Origin of the sequence: Serratia rhizosphaerae (assembly GCF_009817885.1) — a bacterium.
In the GTDB taxonomy this organism is placed as follows: Bacteria; Pseudomonadota; Gammaproteobacteria; order Enterobacterales; family Enterobacteriaceae; genus Serratia_B; species Serratia_B rhizosphaerae.
Window position 1 is genome coordinate 2250738 of the sequence record NZ_CP041764.1, and the last position, 24270, is coordinate 2275007.

Sequence of the window (24270 nt, forward strand, 5' to 3'; positions counted from 1 at the left end):
CTATTCCTCGCTGTCGGCCAGTAATGGCATTAACGCGTCTAACACCTGTTGCGGCTGAATATCAATCAGGCTTTGATGATAGCCTTGGTCGGCATCGCCTTTGCGTACCTTGTGGTAGCCGCTAATCAGGCGGATCACCTTGGCTTTATCCGACAGCGGCGGCGTGAAGTCCGGGCTGCTCGGCCCGTATAAGGCTATCAGCGGTTTGTTCAACGCCGCTGCAACGTGCATTAAACCGGAGTCATTGCTGACCACCGCCTGACAGGAGGCCAATAGAATAACCGCCTGTTCCAGCTGGGTTTCGCCGGCCAGGTTGATACAGTGGCCGCGTGACGCGTCCGCCAGGGCCGTGCGGATCTGCTCGCCGGCCTCGTGGTCTTTGGCGGAGCCGAACAGGGCGATCTGATAGCCCTGGTCGATCAGCATCTGTGCCAACCGGGCGTAATGGTAATGCGGCCAGCGCTTGGCCGGGCCGAATTCCGCGCCGGGGCAGAAACCAATCAACGGACGGGCGTCGGTCAGATTAAAGGAGGCGGTAGTCTCGGCTATCTCTTCATCGCTGACCTGCAGCTGCGGCCATAACAGCGGCTGCGGCAGATCTGTGGCGCTGTGAATGCGCTGTTTATCATAGGCCAGCGCCGCATAGCGCTGGACCATTAACGGGAAAGCGGCTTTATCCAATACGCGGATATCGTTCAGCAGGCCGTAGCGCATCTCGCCGCGCCAGCCGCAACGTAGCGGCACCTGGGCAAAGAACGGCACCAGGGCGGATTTAAACGAATTCGGCAGTACATAGGCGCGATCGTAGCGATTGGCGCGCAGCGTGTGGCCAAGGCGGCGGCGTTCGCCGATCGCCAGCGCGCCGTGTCCGAGAGGCATCGCCAGCGCCTGGTTGACTTCCGGCATCCGCGTCAGCAGCGGCCGACACCAGGCCGGAGCCATGACGTCGATCTCTGCTGACGGGTACTCGGCCTTCAGGGTGCGGTAAAGACTTTGCGACATCATCATATCGCCAACCCAGGAAGGGCCGATAACCAGTATTTTCATACCGTGCAGATTCCCTTCAGCTTAAGCGGTGCGGTTGAGCCAGGCCATGTACTCTTTGACGCCTTCGGCCACGGTTTTAAACGGTGCGTTGTAGCCCGCCGCGCGCAGATTGGTCAGATCGGCCTGGGTATAAGCCTGATAGCGGCCTTTCAACTTTTCCGGGAACTCAATGTATTCCACCGCGCCTTTCTGGTGGAAGTCCACCACCGCGTCAGCCACCGCCTGGAAGGTTTCCGCCCGGCCGGTGCCGCAGTTGAAGATGCCGGAGACGCCGTTCTGCCAGAACCACAGGTTGACCGCCGCCACGTCGCCGACGTAGATGAAGTCGCGCTTGAAGTTTTCACTGCCGGCGAACAGTTTCGGGTTCTCGCCGCGGCCGATCTGGCCGTTGAGGTGGAAGGCCACGCTCGCCATGCTGCCTTTGTGGCCTTCACGCGGGCCGTAGACGTTGAAATAGCGGAAGCCGCAGATTTGGGAGTCGGCTTCCGGCAGGATTTCACGCACGTACTGGTCGAACAGGAATTTGGAGTAGCCGTAAACGTTCAGCGGCTGCTCGTACTGACGCTCTTCGATAAAGTTTTCACTGCGGCCGCCGTAGGTGGCGGCGGAAGAGGCGTACAGGAAAGGAATCTGGCGATCCAGGCAGTAGTGCAGCAGATCTTTGGAGTACTGATAGTTGTTATCCATCATGTACTTGCCGTCCCACTCGGTGGTGGCGGAGCAGGCGCCTTCATGGAACACCGCCTCAACATCGCCGAAGTCGTCGCCGGCGACGATGCTGGCGATAAAATCTTCTTTATCCATATAGTCGGCAATATCAAGATCGACCAGATTGATGAATTTGGTGCCGTCTTTCAGGTTATCGATAACCAGAATGTCACGATACCCTTTGTCATTCAGTGCCTTAACGATGTTGCTGCCGATCATGCCGGCGCCGCCAGTGACGATAATCATTGGGCTTACCCCTGTTTATTCTGCCTGGTGGGGCACAATACCCCACGCTATATGACGCCTATAATAGCATTTCATGTCGTTGCAAACATCGGATGGGCTCCGATAATCCTTAGAAGGAACCACGGTGGCGGTTGCCCGGGCGCTGCCGTGATATCTGCTGCATTTTTCATATTCTCTCCGGCGTATTATCGTCAGTCCGGTTACAAATCAGTAAAATATGTTGAAAATGAGCCAATCCTGGAGATAACAGAATGTCTGCGTCGTTTTATCAGCAGTTGGAACAACAACTTGCCGCCACCCGTGCCGAAGGTTTGTTTAAGCAGGAACGTATTATCACCTCCGCGCAACAGGCCGATATCGCCGTGGCGGACGGCAGCCACGTTATCAATTTCTGCGCCAACAACTACCTTGGTTTGGCGAACCATCCTGCGTTGATCGAGGCCGCGAAAGCCGGCATGGACAGCCACGGCTTCGGTATGGCGTCGGTGCGCTTTATCTGCGGCACGCAAGACAGCCATAAGCAGCTGGAACAGAAGCTGGCTGACTTCCTCGGTATGGAAGATGCCATTCTTTACTCTTCCTGCTTTGATGCCAACGGCGGCCTGTTTGAAACCCTGCTGGGGCCGGAAGACGCCATTATTTCCGATGCCTTGAACCACGCTTCTATCATCGACGGCGTGCGCCTGTGTAAAGCCAAACGCTACCGCTATGCCAACAACGATATGAGCGAACTGGAAGCGCAGCTGAAGCAGGCGAAGGCCGACGGTGCGCGTCATATTCTGATCGCCACCGACGGCGTGTTCTCGATGGACGGCGTGATTGCCAACCTGAAAGGCGTGTGCGACCTGGCGGATGAATATCAGGCGCTGGTAATGGTGGACGACTCTCACGCGGTAGGCTTTGTCGGTGCCAATGGCCGCGGCACGCACGAGTATTGCGAGGTGATGGGGCGCGTCGACATTATCACCGGCACCCTGGGTAAAGCGCTGGGCGGCGCTTCCGGCGGCTACACCGCGGGGAAAAAAGAGCTGGTGGAGTGGCTGCGTCAGCGCTCGCGCCCGTACCTGTTCTCCAACTCGCTGGCGCCGGCGATCGTTTCCGCGTCGATTAAAGTGCTGGAACTGCTGGAAGAGGGCGATGCGCTGCGCGACCGCCTGTGGAGCAACGCCCGTCTGTTCCGCGAAAAAATGACCGCAGCCGGTTTTACCCTGGCCGGCGCCGATCACGCCATCATCCCGGTGATGCTGGGAGATGCGAAACTGGCGCAGGATTTCGCCAATGCGCTGCTCAAGGAAGGCATTTACGTAACAGGTTTCTTCTATCCGGTGGTGCCGAAAAATCAGGCGCGCATCCGTACCCAAATGTCCGCCGACCATTCACCGGAGCAAATTGAACGCGCCGTTGAGGCATTTACGCGTATCGGCAAAGATCTTGGCGTTATTGCATAAGGTAAAACCATGAAAGCACTGTCTAAACTGAAAGCGGAAGAAGGGATTTGGATGACCGATGTGCCACAGCCGGAGCTGGGGCATAACGACGTCATGATCAAAATTCGCAAAACCGCGATCTGCGGCACCGATGTGCATATCTATAACTGGGATGAGTGGTCACAGAACACCATTCCGGTACCGATGGTGGTTGGCCACGAATACGTGGGCGAAGTGGTGGCGATTGGCCAGGAAGTGAAAGGCTTTAATATCGGCGATCGCGTATCCGGCGAAGGACATATCACCTGCGGCCACTGCCGCAACTGCCGCGGCGGCCGTACGCACCTGTGCCGCAACACCGTGGGCGTGGGCGTCAACCGCCCCGGCTCGTTTGCCGAATATCTGGTGATCCCGGCGTTTAACGCCTTCAAGATCCCGGACAATATCTCCGATGAGCTGGCGTCAATTTTCGACCCGTTCGGCAATGCCGTGCATACCGCGCTCTCGTTCGATCTGGTGGGCGAGGACGTGCTGGTGTCCGGCGCCGGGCCGATCGGCATTATGGCGGCGGCGGTGTGTAAGCACGTGGGCGCCCGCAACGTGGTGATTACCGACGTGAATGAATATCGCCTGGAGCTGGCGCGCAAGATGGGCGTTACCCGCGCGGTGAACGTCAGTCAGGAAAACCTGAGCGACGTGATGAACGAGCTGGGTATGACCGAAGGGTTTGATGTCGGCCTGGAGATGTCCGGCGCGCCGCCGGCCTTCCGCACGCTGCTGAACGCCATGAATCACGGCGGCCGCATCGCCATGCTGGGGATCCCGCCTTCCGATATGTCGATCGATTGGAATCAGGTGATTTTCAAGGGGTTATTTATTAAAGGTATTTACGGCCGTGAAATGTTTGAAACCTGGTATAAGATGGCCGCGCTGATCCAGTCCGGGCTGGATTTGACGCCGATCATTACCCACCGTTTCTCGATTGACGAATTCCAGCAGGGCTTCGACGCCATGCGTTCCGGGCAATCCGGGAAAGTGGTGCTGAGCTGGGATTGATGTGCTGACAACAGGGCGGAGCACGCTCCGCCCTGGATTATGACTGCTTCTCTGACGCGCGCGGCCAGCTTGGCCAGTGCTGTTTGATAAAGGTCACCACCGGCGACTGGGCGATGCTTTCGCCAATCACGGCCAGCGCCGTGCCGGCATGTACTTTTTCCTGCTCCTTCGGCGCTTTCACCTTGCACTGCTTGATACCGTTGTTGAACGGGTTTTTCGGCTGTGTCGGACGCGGCGGTTTGCTCGGCGGCATAGCGCTGCCGCCCTGCGGCGCGTTCAGCAGTGAACTCGGCCTGACCAGCACGATATCGGCGGGCAGCGTCGCCAGCATTTGTTTGAGCACTTTTACCGTGGCCGGACGCGGGTGGCCGATGGCGATGGTGGAGCCGTTACGGCGCGCCAGTGCAATGGCGCGGTTGAACTGGTGGCGGATATCGCTTTCGCTGGCGGTGTCGTCGAGGAATACCCGCCGCTTGATCACCTTGACCCCGGTACCCGCTGCGGCGCGGGTGGCCTGGCTGTTGCCGATGGTCATGCTGTCGAGGAAGTACAGGTTATAGCTTTCCAGCGCCTGCATCACCTTCTGCATGGCCGGCAGGCTGGAGGTCATGGCGCTGCCCATATGGTTGTTCATCCCTACCGCATACGGCACGTTGTTCACCGCATTGCGGATGATGCGCTGCACCTCGTCGTTGCTCATGGACGGCCGCAGGGTATCGCGCTCCAGCGGCTGTTTGCTGAGCGGCTCCATCGGCATATGGATCAGCACCTCGCGGCCCTGCGCATGGGCGCGGGTCGCCATCAGATGGGCATGGGGGGCATTGGGCAGTACCGCCACCGAGATTGGCAGCGGCATTTGCAACACGGCGTTTTCTTCATGAGGCCGGTAGCCGACGTCATCGATCACAATCGCCAGTTTGCCAGCCTGCGCGGCTGCGGCCAGCAACAGGGAACCAACCAGTACGGCGCTTCGTGTTTTGAGGTAGCGCAAATCTATCTTCCCAACCACGGCAGTGGGTTAACGGCCTGACCCTGGCGACGAATTTCGAAATAGAGCGACGGCGTTCCCTGACCCCCGCTGGTACCCACCAAGGCGATAGGCTGGCCGGCGCGCACCTGCGCACCCACGTTCACCAACGCGCTCTGGTTATAGCCGTACAGGCTCATATCACCCTTACCGTGCTCGACCACGACTACCAAGCCATAGCCTTGCAGCCAGTCGGCCATCAGTACGCGACCGTCGGCGATCGCCTTGACTTCACTGCCTTCCGGCGCGGCGATGACCACCCCTTTCCAGCGTAACTCGCCCTGCAGCTGTTCGCCGAAGCGATGCAGGGTGCTGCCGCGCACCGGCCAGTAGGCCTGCCCGTTCGGACGTCCCAGGCCGCCGGTACGCGCCATCAGGGAGCGTTCGCTTTCGCTAGGCTTATAGCGAGTGCCGGTTTTCTTCGCCTGCTGCTCTTTCTTGCGCACTTTCTCGCGTACGCGGGCGGCCTCACGCGCTTCACGCTCGGCGCGGGCGCGGGCTTCGCGTTCGGCGCGGGCGATCTTGTCACGCAGGCGGCTTTCGTTCTGACGCAGTTCGCTCAGGCGCTGCTGATCTTTTTCCAGCGAGCTTTCCAGTGCGCTCAGGGTTTTCTTACGCGCGCTGCGCGCCTGCTCCAGTTTCTGCCGTTGGGCCTGCTGTTCGCTCAGCAGGGACTTTTGCTGCTTTTGCTTGGCGACCAGCGTGGTTTTTTGCTGCGCCAGCTCCGCGCGGGTTTGCTTCAGCTCTTCGATATTTTCCTGACGCGCATCGTTCAGATAGCCGAAGTAAGCCAGGATGCGCTCGCTGCGCTGGCTCTCTTCACCGCTCAGGATCAGCTGTACGGCGCTGTGCTGCCCTTGACGGAATGCGGCGTCCAGCTGTTTGGACAGGATATTTTGCTGTTGGGTCTGCTGCTTTTGCAGCTTGGCGATAGAGGCGTTAAGACCGGAGATGTCTTTGCCCAGAGAATTTAGCGTACTTTGGGTGCTACGTAGGGAACGGCTGGCCTGCGCAATGGTTTTTTCCTGCTGCTTGAGTTTGTCCTGCAGGCTGCTGCGCTGTTGTTGCTGTTGTTTAACCGCTTTTTCTTTCTCAGCGATGCTTTGCTGGATGTCTTTAAGCTGGCTTTTGTTGTCGTCGGCGGCATGGCCGGATAACGGCAACAGCAAGACGCCAGCGTACAACACGCTGGCGCACAGTGTGGTCAACTTCCGTGGTGCAACGCGTTGCGGCAGCAGCTGGCTGCCGGCTTTTGCGCCTCGGGTTACCCTTGATAGTGCAAAATACGCCTTCTCCCTCATGGAGTAGGATTATTCCACGATGAACAGCGGCTTACCAGTCATCTCTTGCGGGATTTTCATTCCCATCAGCGCCAACATGGTTGGCGCAATGTCGGAAAGCTTGCCGCCGTTGACCGCGTGCGCCGGTTTGCCGACGTAAATTAATGGCACCGGCAGGCTGGTATGCGCGGTGTGCGCCTGGCCGGTCTGCGGGTCGCGCATCTGTTCGGCGTTGCCGTGGTCGGCGGTGATCAGCAGCTGTCCGTCGACGCTTTCCACCGCTTTGACAATTTGTGCGATGCAGTTGTCCAGGGTTTCCACCGCCTTGACCGCGGCGTCATAGTCGCCGGTATGGCCGACCATATCGCCGTTGGGGTAATTGCAGATGATGGCGTCATATTTCCCGCTGTGAATGGCGCCCAGCAGTTTCTCGGTCAGCTCCGCCGAGCTCATTTCCGGCTGCAGGTCGTAGGTGGCTACCTGCGGCGAGTTAATCAGAATGCGATCTTCACCGGTGAAAGGCTGTTCCACGCCGCCGTTATAGAAGAAGGTTACGTGGGCGTATTTTTCGGTTTCGGAGATGCGCAGCTGGGTTTTGTCGTGCTTCATCAGCCATTCGCCGAAGGTGTTGGTCAGCGCTGTCGGCGGATAGGCGCAGGCGGCGTCGATATCGGCGGCGTATTCGGTCAGCATCACAAAATCGGCGAACTGCACCACTCTGGCGCGCGGGAAACCGTTAAAATCGGCGTCGACAAAGGCGCGGGCGATCTGGCGCGCGCGGTCGGCGCGGAAGTTCATGAAAATCAGCGCATCGCCGTCCTGCATGGCGGCGCTGGCTTCGCCGGCGGCCTGAATGACCGTGGGTTTGACGAACTCGTCGTTTTCATCGCGGGCGTAGGCGGCCTGCAGCGCGGCGCCGGCGTTGTCGGCGTTAAACTCGCCTTTGGCGTCGGTCAGCAGGTCGTAGGCCAGCTGCACGCGGTCCCAGCGGTTGTCGCGGTCCATGGCGAAGTAACGGCCGACGACGGAGGCAATGCGGCCGACGCCCAGCTGCTCGAACGCCGCGCTAAAACGCTGCAGGGAGGCGTCGGCGCTGCGCGGCGGCGTGTCGCGGCCGTCCAGGAATGCGTGCAGGTACACGGCGCTGGCGCCGCGTTGTGCGGCCAGCCTCACCATCGCCAGAATATGCTCTTCATGGCTGTGGACGCCGCCCGGCGACAGCAATCCCATAATATGCACCGCTTTGCCGGCCTGCGCCGCTTTATCCACCGCTGCGGTCAGCACCGGGTTGGCGTAGAACTCGCCGTCGGCGATCGCTTTGTCCAGCCGGGTCAGATCCTGGTAGACGATGCGGCCGGCGCCAAGGTTGACGTGGCCCACTTCCGAATTGCCCATCTGGCCGTCAGGCAGGCCGACATCCAGCCCGGAGGCGGCGATCAGCGTATGCGGCCGCCGTTGCCACAGTTGATCCATCACTGGCGTGCGGGCGTTGAGAATGGCATTGTCCTGCTGCTTTTCTCGATGGCCGTAACCATCCAGAATCACCAGCACCATGGGCTTTTTGTTGCTCGACATTGTATTAACCTCGTTGCTGTAAATATGTCAGCCTGAAAAGGGGGTGATAGTAGCGGATGGCTGCGCGTAAAGAGCCCAAAGAGATCAAACTTACGGCGAACAGTCGGTCGCTTTTTGCCGCAAGGCAGAAAATTTCCCGGCGTCGTCCGCAGTTTCTGCAATCGCGCATGCTAATTGGCTGTAATTGACGCATTCGGCAGGTATACTCTGGAGCCTTGACTTATTTTTCCCTTAACTAACGAGAGTTGTTACGCCCCATGCTGCAAGAAATTATGCCATTCGTTAGCAAGCATCCCATACTGAGCCTGGCTTGGATCGCCCTGCTGGTTGCGGTGATTGTGATGACCTTCAAAAGCCGTTTCTCCAAGGTTAAAGATATCACTCGTGGCGAAGCTACCCGTCTGATTAACAAAGAAAATGCTGTGGTTGTCGACACCCGCAGCCGTGAAGATTTCCGCAAGGGGCACATTGCCAACGCCATCAACCTGACGGCGAGCGAAATCAAAAGCGGCAGCCTGGGAGAGCTGGAAAAACACAAATCCCAGCCTATTATCGTAACCTGCGCCAACGGCACCACATCGCGCGCGCCGGCGGAAAGCCTGAGCGCCGCCGGTTTCGCCAACGTCAGCACGCTGAAAGACGGCGTCGCCGGCTGGAGCGGCGATAATTTGCCGCTGGTGCGCGGTAAATAATCACGTTTTAACGTCGTAGAGGTGGCTTCCATGGCTAATATCGACATCTACACCAAGGCGACTTGCCCGTTCTGCCATCGCGCCAAGGCGCTGCTGAACAGCAAAGGCGCCGCGTTCAACGAGATCGCCATCGACGGCGATAACGTAAAACGTGAAGAGATGATTGCGCGCAGTGGGCGAACCACCGTGCCGCAAATTTTCATCGACGGCCAGCATATCGGCGGCTGCGATGATTTATATGCACTTGATGCGCAAGGTGGTCTGGATCCGCTGCTTTAAGCGACCGGCCATAGTTCACATCAATATTGCTGAGTATCAATAAGGACGTTTAACCAAGGGTATTATCGACATGTCAGAACAAAACAGCACCGAGATGGCTTTCCAGATCCAACGTATCTACACCAAAGACATCTCTTTTGAAGCACCGAATGCACCGCAGGTTTTCCAGCAGGAATGGCAGCCGGAAGTTAAACTTGATCTTGATACCGCATCCAGCCAACTGGCGGACGACGTGTATGAAGTCGTGCTGCGTGTTACCGTGACGGCATCTCTGGGTGAAGAAACCGCGTTCCTGTGTGAAGTTCAGCAGGCGGGTATTTTCTCCGTTGCCGGCATTGACGGCACTCAGCTGGCGCATTGCCTGGGCGCATACTGCCCGAACATTCTGTTCCCGTATGCGCGCGAGTGCATCACCAGCCTGGTATCCCGCGGTACTTTCCCGCAGCTGAACCTGGCACCGGTCAACTTTGATGCGCTGTTCATGAACTATCTGCAGCAGCAGGCAGAAGGCGAAGGTGCCGAACCACATCAGGATGCCTGATGAAAACAGTCAATGCTTCAATGACCGTTATCGGTGCCGGCTCGTACGGCACCGCATTAGCCATTACGCTGGCGCGTAACGGCCATCCGGTTGTGCTGTGGGGGCATAACCCCGACACCATCGCCAAAATGCAGCGTGAACGCTGCAACCAGACATTTCTCCCCGATGTGCCTTTCCCTGATAATCTGCTGCTCGAGGCCGATCTGGCGCGCGCGCTGGCGGCCAGCCGCGATGTGCTGGTGGTGGTGCCGAGCCACGTCTTCGGCGACGTACTGCGCCAGCTGAAACCGCTGTTGCGGGCGGACGCACGTATTGTGTGGGCCACCAAGGGGCTGGAGGCGGAAACCGGACGCTTGCTGCAGGACGTGGCGCGCGATGCGCTGGGCGATGCGATGCCTTTGGCGGTGGTTTCCGGGCCGACATTCGCCAAAGAGCTGGCTGCGGGGTTGCCGACGGCTATTGCCTTGGCGGCGACCGACGAACAGTTTGCCGATGATTTGCAGCAGTTGCTGCACTGCGGCAAAAGCTTCCGCGTTTACAGCAACCCGGACTTTATCGGCGTGCAGCTGGGCGGAGCGGTAAAAAACGTGATAGCCATCGGCGCCGGCATGTCCGACGGCATCGGCTTTGGCGCCAATGCGCGCACCGCGCTGATTACCCGCGGCCTGGCGGAAATGAGCCGTCTGGGTGCGGCGTTGGGCGCCGATCCGGCCACCTTTATGGGCATGGCGGGGCTGGGCGATCTGGTGTTAACCTGCACGGATAATCAATCGCGCAATCGCCGCTTCGGTATTATGCTGGGGCAAGGTATGGACGTGAAAACCGCGCAGGACAGCATTGGCCAGGTGGTCGAAGGCTACCGCAATACCAAAGAGGTGCTGGCGCTGGCGCAGCGTCACGGCGTGGAAATGCCGATTACCGAACAGATTTACCAGGTGCTGTACTGCGATAAAAATGCCCGCGAAGCGGCGGTAAGCCTGCTGGGGCGTACGCGCAAGGACGAAAAGCACAACGCCTGATGTTAACGGCTCATGGCGTTGGGCCAGGGGACGTGTCCTGAAAGGGGCGTCCGTATTATCACGTATTACCTTGCCGCGTGCGGTGAGGCGGTTTGTTTTGCAAGTCAGAGCCAGAGAGGAAAACAATGTCGTCAGATGAGTTAGAGCAGGTTTGGAGCAACATTAAAGCGGAAGCGCGAGCGCTGGCTGATTGTGAACCGATGCTGGCTAGCTTTTTCCATGCGACGTTGCTGAAACATGAAAATCTGGGCAGCGCGCTCAGCTATATTCTGGCGAATAAACTGGCGAATCCTATCATGCCGGCGATTGCCGTGCGGGAAGTGGTGGAAGACGCCTACCGTTCCGACGCGCAGATGATCGCCTCGGCGGCGAGCGATATTCTGGCGGTGCGGCTGCGCGATGCGGCGGTGGACAAATATTCTACGCCGCTGCTGTATCTCAAAGGCTTCCATGCGCTGCAGTCTTACCGTATCGGCCACTGGCTGTGGAACGAAGGGCGCCAGGCGCTGGCGGTGTATCTGCAAAACCAGATCTCCGTCGCGTTCGGCGTTGATATTCACCCGGCGGCGAAAATTGGCTGCGGCATCATGCTCGACCATGCCACCGGCATCGTGATCGGTGAAACGGCGGTGGTGGAAAACGACGTCTCCATCCTGCAGTCGGTCACGCTGGGCGGTACCGGCAAAACCAGCGGCGACCGCCACCCGAAAATCCGTGAAGGGGTGATGATTGGCGCCGGCGCGAAAATCCTTGGCAACATCGAAGTGGGCAAAGGTGCGAAAATCGGCGCCGGCTCCGTCGTGCTGCGCCCGGTGCCGCCGCACACGACCGCTGCCGGCGTGCCGGCCCGTATCGTGGGGCGTCCGGAAAGCGACAAGCCGTCAATGGATATGGATCAATATTTCAACGGTACGAATCACGGCTTTGAATACGGCGACGGCATCTGATCGCTGCCGTACCCATTCCCGCCAGAGGCCGCCGACAGTGCGGCCTTTTTATTGCCCGCCGCGTTACTGCTTGAGCAGTGCGCCGGCATAATCCAGCTGCCGCCAGGCTTCATACACCACCACCGCCACCGCATTGGATAAATTCATGCTGCGGCTTTGCGCCTGCATGGGAATGCGGATTTTTTGCCCGGCGGGCAGGGCATCCAGAATATCGGCCGGCAGGCCGCGGGTTTCCGGGCCGAACAGCAGATAGTCGCCCGGCTGATAGCTGACCGCGCTGTGCGCCGGCGTGCCTTTGGTGGTCAACGCAAACAGCCGTTGAGGATTTTCGCTGGCGACGAATGCCGCGTAGTCGGCATGGCGCTTAATGCTGGTGAATTCATGGTAATCCAGCCCGGCGCGGCGCAGGCGTTTGTCGTCCCACGGGAAGCCCAGAGGTTCAATCAGGTGCAGCTGAAAGCCGGTGTTGGCGCACAGGCGAATGATATTGCCGGTGTTGGGTGGAATTTCGGGTTCGAATAAGACAATGTTCAACATGTAAAAAGCCCCTCATGACGAGGGGCGCAGAATAGCAAACATTGCGGGGTACTGTCGCTAGCGGGCGCGCTGCGGTTAATGCTCGCGTGCAGGTTTACGCTGGTGCAGCGGCAGCCACAGGATCAGGCGCAGACCGCCGAGCGGGCTGTCTTCCGCCTTGACCCAGCCGCGGTGCTGGGCGATGGCCGCCTCGACGATCGCCAGTCCCAGGCCGGTGCCGCCGGATTCGCGGTCTCGCGCTTCATCCGTGCGATAAAACGGACGGAAGATTTGCTCACGGTCTTCCGCACTGACGCCGGGGCCGTCATCGTCAACCACAATGGTGATGCCTTGATTATCGACGCTGAACGCCACCTCAATGCGCGTATGCGAATAGCGCAGGGCGTTACGTACGATGTTCTCCAGCGCGCTGTCCAGGGCGCCGGCGTTGCCGAATAGCGTCCAGGGGCCAGGCGGCGAGGTGACCGTCAACTGCTTGCCCATCTGTTCCGCTTCAAAGCCGGCATTGTCCAGCGCATCGGCCCACAGTTCGTTGGCCTTCAGCAACTCGTGCGCCAGCTCGGTTTTCTGTTGGCCGCGTGACAGCGCCAGCAGATCGTTGATCATCGAATCCAGCCGCTGCGCTTCGGTCTCAATGCGCGCCAGCTCATGCCCCTCGCCGTGGCGGCGGCGCATCAGCGCGGTCGCCAGCTGCAGACGGGTCAGCGGCGTGCGCAGTTCGTGAGAGATATCGGAGATCAGGCGCTGCTGCGCGGTCATCATGCGTTCCAGCGCGCTGACCATCTGGTTAAAGCTGGCGCCGGTCGCCAGAAACTCCTGCGGCCCCGATTCCAGCTCCGGGTGCTGTTTCAGATTGCCGCGCGCCACGTCATCGGCGGCGTTTTTCAGCTTGCGCGCCGGCTTCGCCAGGCTCCAGGCCAGCCACAGCAGCAGCGGGGCGCTGATCAGCATGGTGACGATCAGCAGCAGCAGCGGGCGGTCAAACATCAGGTTGATAAAGTCGGACTGCGGGCTGTTGGCCGGGCGGATCAGATAAAGCTGGTAGTTGTCTTCGCCATCGCGCACCGAGAAGGGGCCGACCAGCTCGACGCGACCATATTTTTTCTTCTTGGGGTGATCGGCATTGTCAGACTGGCCGATAAAATTACGCACGATTTGCATGTCGTTACGCTGCGCGCCGATCACCCGACCCTCGCTGGTCACCAGAATCAGACGCTGGCCCGGCGGCGCCCATTTGTCGATGGCGCGGAACAGGCGGCGCCACCACATCAGGTCGTTGGCCGGGTCCTGCTGCAGTTCGGCCTCGACGTGTTGCTCCAGCATCAGCCCCTGCCGCTGCTCGCTGTCCAGCAGCGAGGTCATTTGGCGGGAGTCTAGCTTGGGCACCATCAGCACCAACATCAGCACCAGCGCTAATGTGAACCAGAAAATGGCGAAGATGCGTGCCGTCAAACTGTTGATCATGTTGCAGATACCATTAAATAGCCCCGGCCGCGCAGGGTTTTGAACCATGGATGGCCGTCTTTACGGTCCGGCAGCTTGCGCCGCAGGTTGGAGATATGCATATCGATAGCGCGGTCGAACGGCGTCAGACGTTTGCCCAACACTTCCTGGCTCAGCAGTTCGCGCGAGACTACCTGGCCGAGATGCTGCGCCAGCAGGTACAGCAGGGTAAATTCGGTGCCGGTCAGCTCCAGCACCTGGCCGTCGAAACTGGCCTCCTGACGGCCCGGATTCAGCTGCAGGCCATCGACGTCCAGCGTCGGCGCGCCGCTGTCGACGCTTTGCTGCTGCTCGCTCCAGTTGGAGCGGCGTAAAATGGCACGGATGCGCGCAACCAGTTCGCGATCGTTGAACGGTTTCGGCAGGTAGTCGTCGGCGCCGAGCTCCAGGCCCAGCACCCGATCCAGCTCGCTGCCGCGGGCGGTCAGCATAATTACCGGGGTCTGATGGTGCTGGCGCAGCTCTTTCAGCGTATCGATGCCGTTTTTCTTCGGCATCATGATGTCCAGCAGCAAGAGATCGATGGAGCCGTCCAGCAGCGACAACGCCTGTTCGCCGTCATGGGCCACGACGATGTTAAAGCCTTCCATCTCAAGCAGTTCTTTCAGCAGCGAGGTCAGCTCGCGGTCGTCGTCAACTAACAGAATCTTGTTCATTATGATTTACCTCCTGACGCAAAATACGTCATCAACTGTTGGCATTCCATGACTTTACGTAGTTTTACATGCCCTGACGGATGTTTGCAGCTGCAGCGATACACTGCTCCTCGTTGACTTGCAAAGCGGAATGAACGAGGAGTGAAAATGCGTAAGGTGACCGCATTAGTCATGGCATCCATGTTGGCATCAGGTTCCGCCATCGCCGCTGACGCCCTATCGCCTTCCACGCATGATGCAGCAACCAGCAACCCCGGCCAGCATCATATGTTTGATGGCGTCAGGTTGACTGAAAAGCAACGTCAGCAAATGCGCGATTTAATGCGCCAGGCCCGTCACGACCTGCCTGGTGTCAATGTAGCTGAAATGGAAGCAATGCATAAGCTGGTGACGGCAAACAAATTTGATGAAGCCGCCGTGTATGCACAGGCGGAGAAGGTGGCTCAGGAACAAGTGAAGCGCCAGGTCGAAATGGCCCGGGTGCGCAACCAAATGTATAACTTACTGACGCCACAGCAAAAAAGTGTTTTAGACCAGAAACATCAGCAGCGTATGCAGCAGATGGAGCAACAACTTTCTGGTTTGCAGCAAGCTTCTGCCCAGAAGTGAGTGCGACTGAGTAGTACCCTGTTTTTCCTTGCCATAGACACCATCCCTGTCTTCCCCCTCATGATGAGGGGGTTTTTTTTGCCTAGAATTCACGAGGCGTTATATCAGGAACATTTTCGTTGTCCGGCAAGGTTCACCACCCTGACGGCGAGGATTTTTTTCCCGGCATTCCGTTATACTCACTCCACTGGATAGTGAATCGGGATAGGTTATGGAACAGCAATATGCGCGCCTGGTGAAGTCTGCCGCCGTGGCCGCGACCGTGATGGCATCAACCCTGCTGCTGATAAAGATCGTCGCCTGGTATATCACCGGGTCGGTGAGCCTGTTGGCGGCGCTGGTGGATTCCCTGGTCGATATTGCCGCTTCGCTGACTAACCTGCTGGTAGTGCGCTATGCGCTGCAGCCGGCGGATGAGGAACATACCTTTGGTCACGGCAAGGCCGAATCGCTTGCGGCGCTGGCGCAGAGCATGTTCGTTTCCGGTTCCGCGCTGTTTTTGTTCCTGACCGGCTTCCAACATCTCTACGCGCCCGAAACGCTGCGCGCGCCCGCCGTCGGCATTGTGGTGACGATCATCGCCTTACTGAGCACCTTGCTGCTGGTCACCTACCAGCGCTGGGTGGTGCGCAAAACCCGCAGTCAGGCGGTGCGTGCAGATATGCTGCATTATCAGTCAGATGTCATGATGAATGGTGCTATTCTTATAGCGCTTGGGCTAAGCTGGTACGGTTTTCAGCGGGCGGATGCATTATTCGCGCTGGGTATCGGTGTTTACATTCTTTATAGCGCGTTGCGGATGGGCTACGAAGCGGTGCAGTCGCTGCTGGATCGCGCATTGCCGGATGATGAACGGCGCGCCATTATCGAGGTGGTTTCCGCATGGCCGGGTATTAAAGGGGCACATGACTTACGTACCCGTCAGTCTGGGCCTACCCGGTTTATTCAGCTGCATCTGGAAATGGAAGATAATTTGCCGCTGATGCAGGCGCATATTTTGGCTGAACAAGTGGAAAAGGCGTTATTGCACCGTTTTCCCGGCGCGGATGTCATCATCCATCAGGATCCTTGTTCCGTGGTGCCTGCGGGGCGGCAGGGGCGTTGGGAGCTATAATTAACGTATCGCAATCGCGCCGGCGCTCATGAGGAAAATGTAAAATTAGCTCAGTGTGCGTAGTTAATTTTTTACCTGAATTTAGCGTGACCTGAATCAATTCAGCTTGGTGATTTTGTTATAATATTCGGCAATAAAATTCGTAGGCGGGGTTGCTGCAACCGGAAACGCGAAAGGCCAATCGGCAAAGACGACAAAGTTCTTAAGAAATTGCATCTACAAGTTCAGAGGTAGTCATGATCAAGAAAATCGGTGTACTGACGAGTGGCGGTGATGCGCCGGGTATGAACGCGGCAATCCGTGGCGTTGTACGCGCCGCGCTTACGGAAGGTCTGGAAGTTTTTGGCATTTACGACGGCTACCTTGGTTTGTACGAAGATCGCATGGAGCAGTTGGACCGTTACAGCGTGTCCGACATGATCAACCGTGGCGGCACCTTTCTCGGGTCGGCCCGCTTTCCGGAATTCAGAGATGAAAACGTACGCGCCAAGGCGATTGAAAACCTTAAGAAACACGGCATTGATGCGCTGGTGGTGATCGGCGGTGACGGCTCTTATATGGGGGCGAAACGCCTGACGGAAGAAGGTTTTCCATGCATCGGCCTGCCGGGCACCATCGATAACGACGTGGCCGGCACCGACTACACCATCGGTTATTTCACCGCGCTGGAAACCGTGGTGGAAGCGATTGACCGCCTGCGCGATACCTCAACCTCACATCAGCGTATTTCAATCGTGGAAGTGATGGGGCGCTATTGCGGCGACCTGACGCTGGCGGCGGCGATTGCCGGCGGCTGTGAGTTTATCGTCCTGCCGGAGATCGAATTTAACCGTGACGATCTGGTGTGTGAAATCAAGGCCGGTATCGCCAAAGGCAAAAAGCACGCGATCGTGGCGATTACCGAACACATCTGCGACATTGACGAACTGGCGGCCTACATTGAGCAGGAAACCAAGCGTGAAACCCGCGCTACCGTACTGGGCCATATTCAGCGCGGCGGCTCGCCGGTGGCCTATGACCGTATTCTGGCTTCGCGCATGGGGGCTTACTCCATCGAGCTGCTGCTGAAAGGGTATGGCGGCCGCTGCGTCGGTATTCAGAATGAGAAGATGGTGCACCATGACATCATCGACGCCATTGAGAACATGAAGCGTCCATTCAAGCGCGACTGGCTGGAAACGGCGAACAAGCTGTACTGATCCTGCCCGGCAGCGACGTCAAACAAGCCTCCGCACACGGGGGCTTTTTTTTGCGCTGTCGTTGCCATATTCCAGAATCGTCTAGGCCCAAATTTTTTATTCTTTAATTGCCGGCTCAGTTTCTGGCAGGCTTTGACGCTAAATCAGCCGTTTTGAGCTGGCGATTATTTATCTTGGGAGAGCGTGCGATGCGTAAATGGGGTGTAGGCCTGACATTAATGTTGCTGACAACCGGAGCGTTGGCAAAAGATATTCAATTGCTGAACGTTTCGTACGACCCGACGCGCGAGTTCTACCAGGAATACAATGCCGCCTTCAGCCAGCACTGGCAGCAACAGCATGGCGATAAGGTTACCGTGCGTCAGTCCCATGGCGGCTCCGGCAAGCAGGCCACGTCGGTGATCAACGGCATCGAGGCGGATGTGGTGACGCTGGCGCTGGCTTACGATGTGGATGCGATCGCCGCGCGCGGACGGATTGATAAGAACTGGATAAAACGCCTGCCGGACAACTCGGCGCCTTATGCTTCTACCATCGTGTTCCTGGTGCGTAAGGGGAATCCAAAACAGATCCACGACTGGCCGGATCTGATTAAACCGGGCGTTTCCGTGATCACGCCTAATCCGAAAACCTCCGGCGGCGCACGGTGGAACTATCTGGCGGCCTGGGGTTATGCGCTGCATCATAATAATAACGATCAGGCCAAGGCGCAGGCGTTTGTGAAGAGCCTCTACCAGAACGTGGAAGTGCTGGATTCCGGCGCACGCGGAGCGACCAACACCTTTGTGGAGCGTGGTATTGGCGACGTGCTGATCGCCTGGGAAAATGAAGCCTTACTGGCGAAAAAGGAGCTGGGTAAGGACAATTTTGAAATTGTCACTCCGAGCGAGTCGATTCTGGCGGAGCCGACCGTCTCCGTGGTGGATCGCGTGGTTGACAAGCGCGGCACCCGCGACGTGGCGAACGCTTACCTGAAGTATCTCTACTCCCCGGTAGGGCAGACGATTGCGGCGAAGAACTACTATCGTCCGCGTGATGCCGCCGTCGAGGCCAAATTTGCCGAGCAGTTCCCGAAACTGAAGCTGTTTACCGTTGATGATACCTTCGGTGGCTGGAGCAAGGCGCAGAAAGAACATTTCGCCAGCGGCGGCAAGTTTGACGAGATCAGCAGACGCTGAGGCGTAAAAAATAAAAAACCCCGGCATGCCGGGGTTTTTTTATGCTGAGCCGTACGCTATCAGGCTTTTTTCGCTGCGGCTGCGGCTTTCACAATCACGGCGAAGGCGTCGGCCTTCAGCGATGCGCCGCCTACCAGCGCGCCATCGATGTCCGGCTGAGCGAACAGTTCAGCGGCGTTTTTATCATTCACGGAACCGCCGTACTGAATGATGATGCCGGCAGCAACGTCGGCGTCGTGCTTGGCGATATGATCGCGGATAAATTTGTGTACCGCCTGAGCCTGTGCAGGGGTAGCGGATTTGCCGGTGCCGATGGCCCAAACTGGCTCATAAGCAATTACGGTGTCTTTCATTGCCGGTGCGCCCAGGGTTTTCAGTACGGCGTCAATCTGACGCGCGCAAACTTCCTCGGTCTGGCCCGCTTCGTTTTCCGCTTCGGTTTCACCGATGCACAGAACCGGGGTCAGGCCGGCTTCTTTCAGTACCGCGAATTTTTCGGCGATGACTTCGTCGCTCTCTTTGTGATAGGTGCGACGCTCAGAGTGGCCGATGATGATGTACTGTGCGCCGACGTCTTTCAGCATGTTGGCGGAAACTTCACCGGTAAAGGCGCCGGCCAGGTTCACGTCTACGTTCTGGGCGCCCAGTGCGATGCGGCTGCCGGCCAGCTGGTGCTTGGCCTGGTCCAGGTACATCACCGGCGGCGCGATGGCTACGCCGCAGCCTTCTACGCTGCTCAGTTCGTTGCGCAGGCCGGCGATCAGCTCGTTAACCATGTGCGTGCTGCCGTTCAGCTTCCAGTTACCCATCACTAATGGATGACGCATAATTTTTCCTCCAACAAGGGAACGTGAGAATCGATGCCCGACATCAGCGAAGCGGCAGCCTACAGCGCTGCAGCCTCAGGCAGGAAGGGCATAAATAACTACTGCCGGACCGGCAGTCAACCTGCCCAACAGTATAGAGATGAATGGATCGGATGGCTTTGCTTTTCGTCATTTAATCGCCGCGTGTTTCACGGCTCCGCCAGCGTCAGTTTCACCGGCTCGACGGCGAATGTCAGGCCCTGTTCGCCGTTATCGGCGACCACATAGCGAATGGCGCCGACCTGCTGGGTGTAAAAACGCGAGCCTTTGCCTTTTTCCAATAATGCGCTCACCTTGATGATGCTCTGCTCCACCGTCAACGCCGGTTCGAACTGGCGCATCAACGCTGCCATATAGTTGACGGTGACGGCGCGTGCGCTCTTTTCTTCATTGCCCTGCAGCGGCAGGTGGGTGATTTGCAGCGTTTTGATTTTACCGGTGCCTTTCTCCAGCGCGGTGGAGGCATACAGGTTTTCATTGAGTTTACTGGCGGCGCGGGTCAGCAACGGCGTGTCGTCGGCGCTGCTGTCAATGGCGCGGAACTCGCCAATCGGCAGCTTGGGGTTGTCGCGATTGTACTTGGCGCGAAATTTTGCCACGGTCAGATCGAACGTCGGCGCCCCGGCCAGCAGGTACGGCGCGGTGGGAGGCGCATCGTTGGCGGCCGGTGCTTGCTCAGCCCAGGCATGGCCCATGGCGGAGAGCAGACAGGCGACGAGAGGAAGTTTTCTCAGCATAGCTCGCGATGTTGATAGCAAATCGGACTCCGATTAAAGCGGTAATCGGGGGATATTGTCAAAGATCCGCCCGGATTATCTGTTTGCTGCCCCAAATGGCGTGCGGCATGGCGGCGCAAACGCCGTCTCTGCCGCCTCTATGTTACACTGCCGCACAGCATATGGGCAGATTAACAACGCAGGATTCCATGACAATACAGCAGTGGTGTTTTTCGTTTAAAGGACGTATAACGCGGCGCGATTTTTGGCTCTGGATGGGCATCTGGCTGGTGCTGATGGCCGTGGCGTTTACGCTGGCCAACTATCAGTGGGTCGCTATCCAGAGTATTGCGTTTTTTATTGTGGCGCTGCTGTGGCCGACGGCGGCGGTGCTGGTTAAGCGGCTGCACGATCGTAATAAGTCCGGCTGGTGGGCGCTGCTGCTGATTTTGGCGTGGATGCTGGCGGCGGGTAACTGGCAGATGCTGGCGCCGATCTGGCAGTGGGGCGTCGGGCGTTTTATCCCGACGCTGATTATCGTCATGATGATCATCGATCTGGGCGCCTTTGTCGGTACGCCCGGCGACAACCGTTTCGGGCCTGAAGCCGAACCGGTCAAATTCCACGGTTAATCACCAGTAATGTTCGCTGGTGATATGACCCGGCTTGCGGCGCAGGTGTTTGCGCATGCCGTGCAGTTCCTTCAGCGTTTGCTGGGTGTCGCGCACCATCTGCGGGTTGCCGCACAGCATCACATGGCTGGTTTCTGCATCTAGCGGCAGACCAATGGCGGCCTCCAGCCGTCCGTCTTCAATCAGCGCCGGCACCCGGCCGGTCAGCGAGCCGGCGACGTCCTCGCGGCTGACCACCGTCTGAATGCGCAGTTTGCCGTTGTAGCGCTGCTGAAGCTGCTGCATCAGCGGCAGGTAGCTCAGGTCGCGGGCGAAGCGGGCGGCGTGCACCAGCACCAGGTTTTTGAAGCGCTCGAGGCCTTTGCCTTCTTGCAGAATCGACAGGTAAGGGCCAATGGCGGTGCCGGTCGCCAGCATCCACAGGGTTTCGCACTCCGGCACTTCATCCAGCACGAAGAATCCGGCGGCCTCTTTGGTCACCATCACTTCCGCACCCGGCTGAAGCTGGTTCAGGCGTGGGCTGAGTTTGCCCTCCGGCACCGTAACCAGATAAAACTCCAGGTTGGGGTCGCAGGGCGCGTTGACGTAAGAGTAGGCGCGCTGCACGCGCTCGCCGTCAATCTCTAACGCCAGTTTGGCGAACTGGCCGGCGGTAAATGGGTCGATGGCGGCATCGACGGTGAGACTGAACAGCCCATCGGTCCACTGTTCCAGATGAGTAACCTTGCCTTTTACCCATTCAGCCATACTTCATGCTCCCATCATCAAATCAAATAAAATTAGCACTCTGCGCGGTCGGCGTCGTTATTGCTGTCTGATATTTATCTTATGGCAAGTTGATGTAAACAATTATCGATTAAATGCTAAAGCCTTGCCTGCCCGCGTTGCTCGCGGCCGCGTCATGCGCGACGTACCGTTTAATTTACGAGAATGGATGACTTTGCTGCCAGTGTGATCGGGATCAATATTTGGCGGGGACTCGCTAAAAAAAATAGATTTGTTAGTTTATGCGCCAACAAGAGGATGTCTGCGCAACGCTGGCCAAAATTGCCGCCATGCGCAGGGTTTTGGCGAGTTAAGACGTTAACAAAGAGAATGAGAAAACTAGAGAATTTTCACCTGTTGGTGATGTTGATCCTGCTGGTTGCCGTCGGTCAGATGGCACAAACCATTTATGTACCGACGATTGCAGATATTGCCCACGACTTGTCGGTGCGCACCGGCGCCGTACAGCAGGTGATGGCGGCTTATCTGTTGACCTACGGATTTTCACAGCTGATCTACGGCCCGCTGTCGGATCGCGTTGGCCGCCGTCCGGTGATTTTGGCCGGGATGGCTATTTTTATGGTCGGCGCTACCGGCGCGCTGCTGGCCCACAGCCTGACCATGCTGGTGGCCGCCAGCGCCATTCAGGGCATGGGCACCGGCGTGGCCGGCGTGATGGCGCGCACCATGCCGCGCGACCTGTATGCCGGCACCGCGCTGCGCTATGCCAACAGCCTGCTGAATATGGGCATTCTGGTCAGCCCGCTGCTGGCGCCGGTGATCGGCGGCGCGCTGGCGATGGTCTTCGGCTGGCGCGCCAGCTATGCGTTTCTGCTGGCGCTGTGCGTGGGCGTTGCTTTCGCCATGTTTCGCTGGCTGCCGGAAACCCGTCCAGAGCAAACTGAAAAACGGCGCATGCTGGCCAGCTTCCGTCAGCTGCTGGCGGACGGGTCGTTCAGCCGCTATCTGGTGATGCTGATCGGCGGTCTGGCGGGGATTGCGGTGTTTGAGGCCAGCTGCGGCGTACTGATGGGCGGCGTGCTGGGACTGAATGGACTGACCGTCAGCATCCTGTTTATTCTGCCGATCCCGGCGGCCTTTTTCGGCGCGTGGTATGCCGGCCGCGACGGCAAAAGTTTCCATCAGTTGATGTGGCATTCGGTGCTGAGCTGCCTGCTGGCGGGCCTGATGATGTGGATCCCCGGCTGGTTCGGCGTGATGAATATCTGGACGCTGATTGTTCCCGCTGCGCTGTTTTTCTTTGGCGCCGGGATGTTGTTCCCGCTGGCGACCACCGGGGCGATGGAGCCGTTCCCTTACCTGGCCGGCGCCGCCGGCGCGCTGGTGGGGGGGATGCAGAATATGGGCTCCGGCCTCGCCACCTGGTTGTCGTCCATGCTGCCGCAAACCGGGCAGTTCAGCCTGGGCCTGCTGATGTTCGCCATGGCGCTGCTGATTTTGCTGTGCTGGTGGCCGCTGTCCAACCGTATGCAGCAGGCGGGGCATACGGCTTAACGTGAGCGGCCAGAGGACTCTGGCCGCATAACGGATTACAGCAGGAACGGGTGTAGCGCCGGGTCCTTACGATCCAGATAGTGGGTTGAGCGGATGCGGCGGATGGTGCGTGATTTACCGCGGATCAGCAGCGTTTCCGTGGTCGCCATATTGCCCTTTCGGCTGATGCCTTCCAGTAGGTCGCCTTTGGTGATGCCGGTGGCGGCGAAGATGACGTTGTCGTTGCGCGCCATATCGCCCAGCAGCAACACCTTGCCCGCCTCAATGCCCATCTCTTTACAGCGCGCCAGTTCCTGTTCGCCGAGGCGGCGGTTGGCGTCGCTGTCTTCCTTCACCTGATGGCGCGGCAACAGACGCGCCTGCATATCGCCGTCCAATGCGCGAATCACCGCGGCTGAAATCACCCCTTCCGGCGCACCGCCGATGCCGTACATCACATCCACTTCGCTCTCCGGCATACAGGTCAGGATGGAGGCGGCGACGTCACCATCAGGAATGGCGAAGACTTTGACCCCCATCTGCTGCATTTGCGCGATAACGGCGTCGTGACGCGGTTTGGCCAGCGTAATCACCGTCAGCTGCGACAACGGCTTGTTCAGCCGCGTTGCGACGTTTTGCAGGTTGTCGGCAAGCGGCAGGTTAAGATCTATGGCGCCGTGTGCCTCCGGGCCTACCACCAGTTTTTCCATATACATATCCGGCGCGTGCAGGAAGGTGCCGCGATCGCCGACGGCCAGCACCGCCAGCGCGTTGGACTGCCCCATGGCGGTCATGCGGGTGCCTTCAATCGGATCGACGGCGATGTCTACCGCATCGCCCTGACCGGTGCCGACCTGCTCACCGATATACAGCATCGGCGCTTCATCGATCTCACCCTCGCCAATCACGATGCGGCCATCGATCGCTATCTTATTGAGCATAATGCGCATCGCGTGCACGGCGGCGCCGTCGGCGGCATTCTTGTCGCCGCGCCCCAGCCATTGGTAGCCGGCTAACGCCGCAGCTTCGGTGACGCGGGAAAATTCGATGGCTAATTCACGTTTCATGGCAAAACCTGTCAGTGCGTAGAGGGGAAGAGCGGGTAAGTTTACCACAGCGGCGGGGACGCGCGGCGCGGCAAAAAAAAGCGCCGCCTT

The 24270-nt window shown here is 58.5% G+C and carries 25 protein-coding genes; 13 read left to right on the top strand and 12 right to left on the bottom strand.

What is annotated here, in order from left to right:
- Together rfaF and rfaD are read right to left on the bottom strand one after the other, a co-directional pair.
- A complete protein-coding gene (gene rfaF, locus FO014_RS10460; protein ID WP_160029452.1) occupies positions 1-1047 on the bottom strand; it encodes an ADP-heptose--LPS heptosyltransferase RfaF in 1047 nt (348 codons plus the stop codon).
- Between the two features lie 21 nt (positions 1048-1068).
- A complete protein-coding gene (gene rfaD, locus FO014_RS10465; RefSeq protein ID WP_160029454.1) occupies positions 1069-2001 on the bottom strand; it encodes an ADP-glyceromanno-heptose 6-epimerase in 933 nt (310 codons plus the stop codon).
- Between the two features lie 251 nt (positions 2002-2252).
- Here rfaD and kbl point away from each other — a divergent pair, with 251 nt between their 5' ends.
- Both kbl and tdh read left to right on the top strand, forming a co-directional pair.
- Entirely contained in the window at positions 2253-3449 is a 1197-nt protein-coding gene (kbl, locus tag FO014_RS10470; protein WP_105233072.1) for a glycine C-acetyltransferase, read from the top strand.
- Positions 3450-3458: 9 nt separating this feature from the next.
- Positions 3459-4484, top strand: a complete 1026-nt coding sequence (tdh, locus tag FO014_RS10475; protein ID WP_105233071.1) for an L-threonine 3-dehydrogenase — start codon at positions 3459-3461, stop codon at positions 4482-4484.
- Positions 4485-4521: 37 nt separating this feature from the next.
- On the opposite strand, the gene FO014_RS10480 is transcribed toward tdh, so the two are convergent.
- Genes FO014_RS10480 through gpmM form a run of 3 tightly spaced genes read right to left on the bottom strand, consistent with a single transcriptional unit; the run spans position 4522 to position 8366 of the window.
- Positions 4522-5475 carry a divergent polysaccharide deacetylase family protein gene (locus FO014_RS10480; RefSeq protein WP_160029455.1) on the bottom strand — a complete coding sequence of 318 codons (954 nt, stop codon included), beginning with the start codon at positions 5473-5475 and terminating at the stop codon, positions 4522-4524.
- A 2-nt stretch (positions 5476-5477) separates the two neighbouring features.
- Positions 5478-6812 carry a murein hydrolase activator EnvC gene (envC, locus tag FO014_RS10485; protein WP_160029457.1) on the bottom strand — a complete coding sequence of 445 codons (1335 nt, stop codon included), beginning with the start codon at positions 6810-6812 and terminating at the stop codon, positions 5478-5480.
- Between the two features lie 9 nt (positions 6813-6821).
- Positions 6822-8366 carry a 2,3-bisphosphoglycerate-independent phosphoglycerate mutase gene (gene gpmM, locus FO014_RS10490; RefSeq protein WP_160029459.1) on the bottom strand — a complete coding sequence of 515 codons (1545 nt, stop codon included), beginning with the start codon at positions 8364-8366 and terminating at the stop codon, positions 6822-6824.
- A gap of 257 nt (positions 8367-8623) precedes the next feature.
- Here gpmM and FO014_RS10495 point away from each other — a divergent pair, with 257 nt between their 5' ends.
- The 5 genes from FO014_RS10495 (at position 8624) to cysE (ending at position 11844) form a co-directional block, all read left to right on the top strand.
- The gene (locus FO014_RS10495) at positions 8624-9058 is read left to right on the top strand and encodes a rhodanese-like domain-containing protein (protein ID WP_105233552.1); all 435 of its coding nucleotides are present in this window, start codon (positions 8624-8626) and stop codon (positions 9056-9058) included.
- 30 nt (positions 9059-9088) lie between these two features.
- Positions 9089-9337, top strand: a complete 249-nt coding sequence (gene grxC / locus FO014_RS10500; protein WP_015962341.1) for a glutaredoxin 3 — start codon at positions 9089-9091, stop codon at positions 9335-9337.
- Between the two features lie 70 nt (positions 9338-9407).
- Positions 9408-9878, top strand: a complete 471-nt coding sequence (secB, locus tag FO014_RS10505; RefSeq protein WP_105233067.1) for a protein-export chaperone SecB — start codon at positions 9408-9410, stop codon at positions 9876-9878.
- Positions 9878-10897: an NAD(P)H-dependent glycerol-3-phosphate dehydrogenase gene (gpsA, locus tag FO014_RS10510; RefSeq protein WP_160029461.1), complete on the top strand. Its 1020-nt coding sequence runs from the start codon at positions 9878-9880 to the stop codon at positions 10895-10897. The genes secB and gpsA overlap by 1 nt, the downstream gene beginning before the upstream one ends.
- Positions 10898-11022: 125 nt before the next feature.
- Entirely contained in the window at positions 11023-11844 is an 822-nt protein-coding gene (gene cysE, locus FO014_RS10515) for a serine O-acetyltransferase (RefSeq protein WP_105233065.1), read from the top strand.
- 63 nt (positions 11845-11907) lie between these two features.
- Here cysE and trmL read toward each other — a convergent pair whose 3' ends face one another.
- From trmL to cpxR, 3 genes are all read right to left on the bottom strand, one after another.
- The gene (trmL, locus tag FO014_RS10520) at positions 11908-12381 is read right to left on the bottom strand and encodes a tRNA (uridine(34)/cytosine(34)/5-carboxymethylaminomethyluridine(34)-2'-O)-methyltransferase TrmL (protein ID WP_160029463.1); all 474 of its coding nucleotides are present in this window, start codon (positions 12379-12381) and stop codon (positions 11908-11910) included.
- 75 nt (positions 12382-12456) lie between these two features.
- Positions 12457-13845 carry an envelope stress sensor histidine kinase CpxA gene (gene cpxA / locus FO014_RS10525; protein ID WP_160029465.1) on the bottom strand — a complete coding sequence of 463 codons (1389 nt, stop codon included), beginning with the start codon at positions 13843-13845 and terminating at the stop codon, positions 12457-12459.
- Complete coding sequence (cpxR, locus tag FO014_RS10530) at positions 13842-14540, bottom strand: envelope stress response regulator transcription factor CpxR (RefSeq protein ID WP_015962335.1); 699 nt, start codon at positions 14538-14540, stop codon at positions 13842-13844. Before cpxR ends, cpxA begins: the two co-directional genes overlap by 4 nt.
- Before the next feature lie 147 nt (positions 14541-14687).
- Between cpxR and cpxP the strand changes: the two genes are divergently transcribed.
- The 4 genes from cpxP to FO014_RS10550 all read left to right on the top strand — a co-directional run bounded on the left by cpxP (position 14688) and on the right by FO014_RS10550 (position 18640).
- Positions 14688-15149, top strand: a complete 462-nt coding sequence (cpxP, locus tag FO014_RS10535) for a cell-envelope stress modulator CpxP (RefSeq protein ID WP_160029467.1) — start codon at positions 14688-14690, stop codon at positions 15147-15149.
- 211 nt (positions 15150-15360) lie between these two features.
- On the top strand, positions 15361-16263 hold the full coding sequence (gene fieF / locus FO014_RS10540; RefSeq protein WP_105233061.1) for a CDF family cation-efflux transporter FieF: 903 nt from the start codon (positions 15361-15363) through the stop codon (positions 16261-16263).
- A 236-nt stretch (positions 16264-16499) separates the two neighbouring features.
- A complete protein-coding gene (pfkA, locus tag FO014_RS10545) occupies positions 16500-17462 on the top strand; it encodes a 6-phosphofructokinase (protein ID WP_160029469.1) in 963 nt (320 codons plus the stop codon).
- 188 nt (positions 17463-17650) lie between these two features.
- On the top strand, positions 17651-18640 hold the full coding sequence (locus FO014_RS10550) for a sulfate ABC transporter substrate-binding protein (RefSeq protein WP_160029471.1): 990 nt from the start codon (positions 17651-17653) through the stop codon (positions 18638-18640).
- A gap of 59 nt (positions 18641-18699) precedes the next feature.
- On the opposite strand, the gene tpiA is transcribed toward FO014_RS10550, so the two are convergent.
- On the bottom strand, positions 18700-19467 hold the full coding sequence (tpiA, locus tag FO014_RS10555; RefSeq protein WP_015962330.1) for a triose-phosphate isomerase: 768 nt from the start codon (positions 19465-19467) through the stop codon (positions 18700-18702).
- Between the two features lie 188 nt (positions 19468-19655).
- On the bottom strand, positions 19656-20243 hold the full coding sequence (locus FO014_RS10560; protein ID WP_105233058.1) for a DUF1454 family protein: 588 nt from the start codon (positions 20241-20243) through the stop codon (positions 19656-19658).
- A 188-nt stretch (positions 20244-20431) separates the two neighbouring features.
- Here FO014_RS10560 and FO014_RS10565 point away from each other — a divergent pair, with 188 nt between their 5' ends.
- Positions 20432-20854, top strand: coding sequence for a DUF805 domain-containing protein (locus tag FO014_RS10565; protein WP_160029473.1), 423 nt, complete (start codon positions 20432-20434; stop codon positions 20852-20854).
- On the opposite strand, the gene fpr is transcribed toward FO014_RS10565, so the two are convergent.
- Positions 20855-21601, bottom strand: a complete 747-nt coding sequence (fpr, locus tag FO014_RS10570) for a ferredoxin--NADP(+) reductase (RefSeq protein WP_105233056.1) — start codon at positions 21599-21601, stop codon at positions 20855-20857.
- Positions 21602-21949: 348 nt separating this feature from the next.
- Here fpr and emrD point away from each other — a divergent pair, with 348 nt between their 5' ends.
- Positions 21950-23134 (top strand): multidrug efflux MFS transporter EmrD, encoded by a 1185-nt coding sequence (gene emrD / locus FO014_RS10575; RefSeq protein ID WP_160029475.1) that lies wholly within the window; start codon positions 21950-21952, stop codon positions 23132-23134.
- Positions 23135-23169: 35 nt separating this feature from the next.
- Here the strand turns inward: emrD and glpX are convergent, their stop codons facing one another.
- Complete coding sequence (gene glpX / locus FO014_RS10580) at positions 23170-24180, bottom strand: class II fructose-bisphosphatase (protein WP_160029477.1); 1011 nt, start codon at positions 24178-24180, stop codon at positions 23170-23172.
- Positions 24181-24270: the final 90 nt, after the last annotated feature.

Excerpts from the sequence above, each read along its gene's own strand:
- rfaF (WP_160029452.1), bottom strand. The coding sequence starts at position 1,047 with ATGAAAATACTGGTTATCGGCCCTTCCTGGGTTGGCGATATGATGATG.
- rfaD (WP_160029454.1), bottom strand. The coding sequence starts at position 2,001 with ATGATTATCGTCACTGGCGGCGCCGGCATGATCGGCAGCAACATCGTT.
- kbl (WP_105233072.1), top strand. The coding sequence starts at position 2,253 with ATGTCTGCGTCGTTTTATCAGCAGTTGGAACAACAACTTGCCGCCACC.
- tdh (WP_105233071.1), top strand. The coding sequence starts at position 3,459 with ATGAAAGCACTGTCTAAACTGAAAGCGGAAGAAGGGATTTGGATGACC.
- envC (WP_160029457.1), bottom strand. The coding sequence starts at position 6,812 with ATGAGGGAGAAGGCGTATTTTGCACTATCAAGGGTAACCCGAGGCGCA.
- gpmM (WP_160029459.1), bottom strand. The coding sequence starts at position 8,366 with ATGTCGAGCAACAAAAAGCCCATGGTGCTGGTGATTCTGGATGGTTAC.
- FO014_RS10495 (WP_105233552.1), top strand. The coding sequence starts at position 8,624 with ATGCTGCAAGAAATTATGCCATTCGTTAGCAAGCATCCCATACTGAGC.
- grxC (WP_015962341.1), top strand. The coding sequence starts at position 9,089 with ATGGCTAATATCGACATCTACACCAAGGCGACTTGCCCGTTCTGCCAT.
- secB (WP_105233067.1), top strand. The coding sequence starts at position 9,408 with ATGTCAGAACAAAACAGCACCGAGATGGCTTTCCAGATCCAACGTATC.
- gpsA (WP_160029461.1), top strand. The coding sequence starts at position 9,878 with ATGAAAACAGTCAATGCTTCAATGACCGTTATCGGTGCCGGCTCGTAC.
- cysE (WP_105233065.1), top strand. The coding sequence starts at position 11,023 with ATGTCGTCAGATGAGTTAGAGCAGGTTTGGAGCAACATTAAAGCGGAA.
- trmL (WP_160029463.1), bottom strand. The coding sequence starts at position 12,381 with ATGTTGAACATTGTCTTATTCGAACCCGAAATTCCACCCAACACCGGC.
- cpxA (WP_160029465.1), bottom strand. The coding sequence starts at position 13,845 with ATGATCAACAGTTTGACGGCACGCATCTTCGCCATTTTCTGGTTCACA.
- cpxR (WP_015962335.1), bottom strand. The coding sequence starts at position 14,540 with ATGAACAAGATTCTGTTAGTTGACGACGACCGCGAGCTGACCTCGCTG.
- cpxP (WP_160029467.1), top strand. The coding sequence starts at position 14,688 with ATGCGTAAGGTGACCGCATTAGTCATGGCATCCATGTTGGCATCAGGT.
- fieF (WP_105233061.1), top strand. The coding sequence starts at position 15,361 with ATGGAACAGCAATATGCGCGCCTGGTGAAGTCTGCCGCCGTGGCCGCG.
- pfkA (WP_160029469.1), top strand. The coding sequence starts at position 16,500 with ATGATCAAGAAAATCGGTGTACTGACGAGTGGCGGTGATGCGCCGGGT.
- FO014_RS10550 (WP_160029471.1), top strand. The coding sequence starts at position 17,651 with ATGCGTAAATGGGGTGTAGGCCTGACATTAATGTTGCTGACAACCGGA.
- tpiA (WP_015962330.1), bottom strand. The coding sequence starts at position 19,467 with ATGCGTCATCCATTAGTGATGGGTAACTGGAAGCTGAACGGCAGCACG.
- FO014_RS10560 (WP_105233058.1), bottom strand. The coding sequence starts at position 20,243 with ATGCTGAGAAAACTTCCTCTCGTCGCCTGTCTGCTCTCCGCCATGGGC.
- FO014_RS10565 (WP_160029473.1), top strand. The coding sequence starts at position 20,432 with ATGACAATACAGCAGTGGTGTTTTTCGTTTAAAGGACGTATAACGCGG.
- fpr (WP_105233056.1), bottom strand. The coding sequence starts at position 21,601 with ATGGCTGAATGGGTAAAAGGCAAGGTTACTCATCTGGAACAGTGGACC.
- emrD (WP_160029475.1), top strand. The coding sequence starts at position 21,950 with ATGAGAAAACTAGAGAATTTTCACCTGTTGGTGATGTTGATCCTGCTG.
- glpX (WP_160029477.1), bottom strand. The coding sequence starts at position 24,180 with ATGAAACGTGAATTAGCCATCGAATTTTCCCGCGTCACCGAAGCTGCG.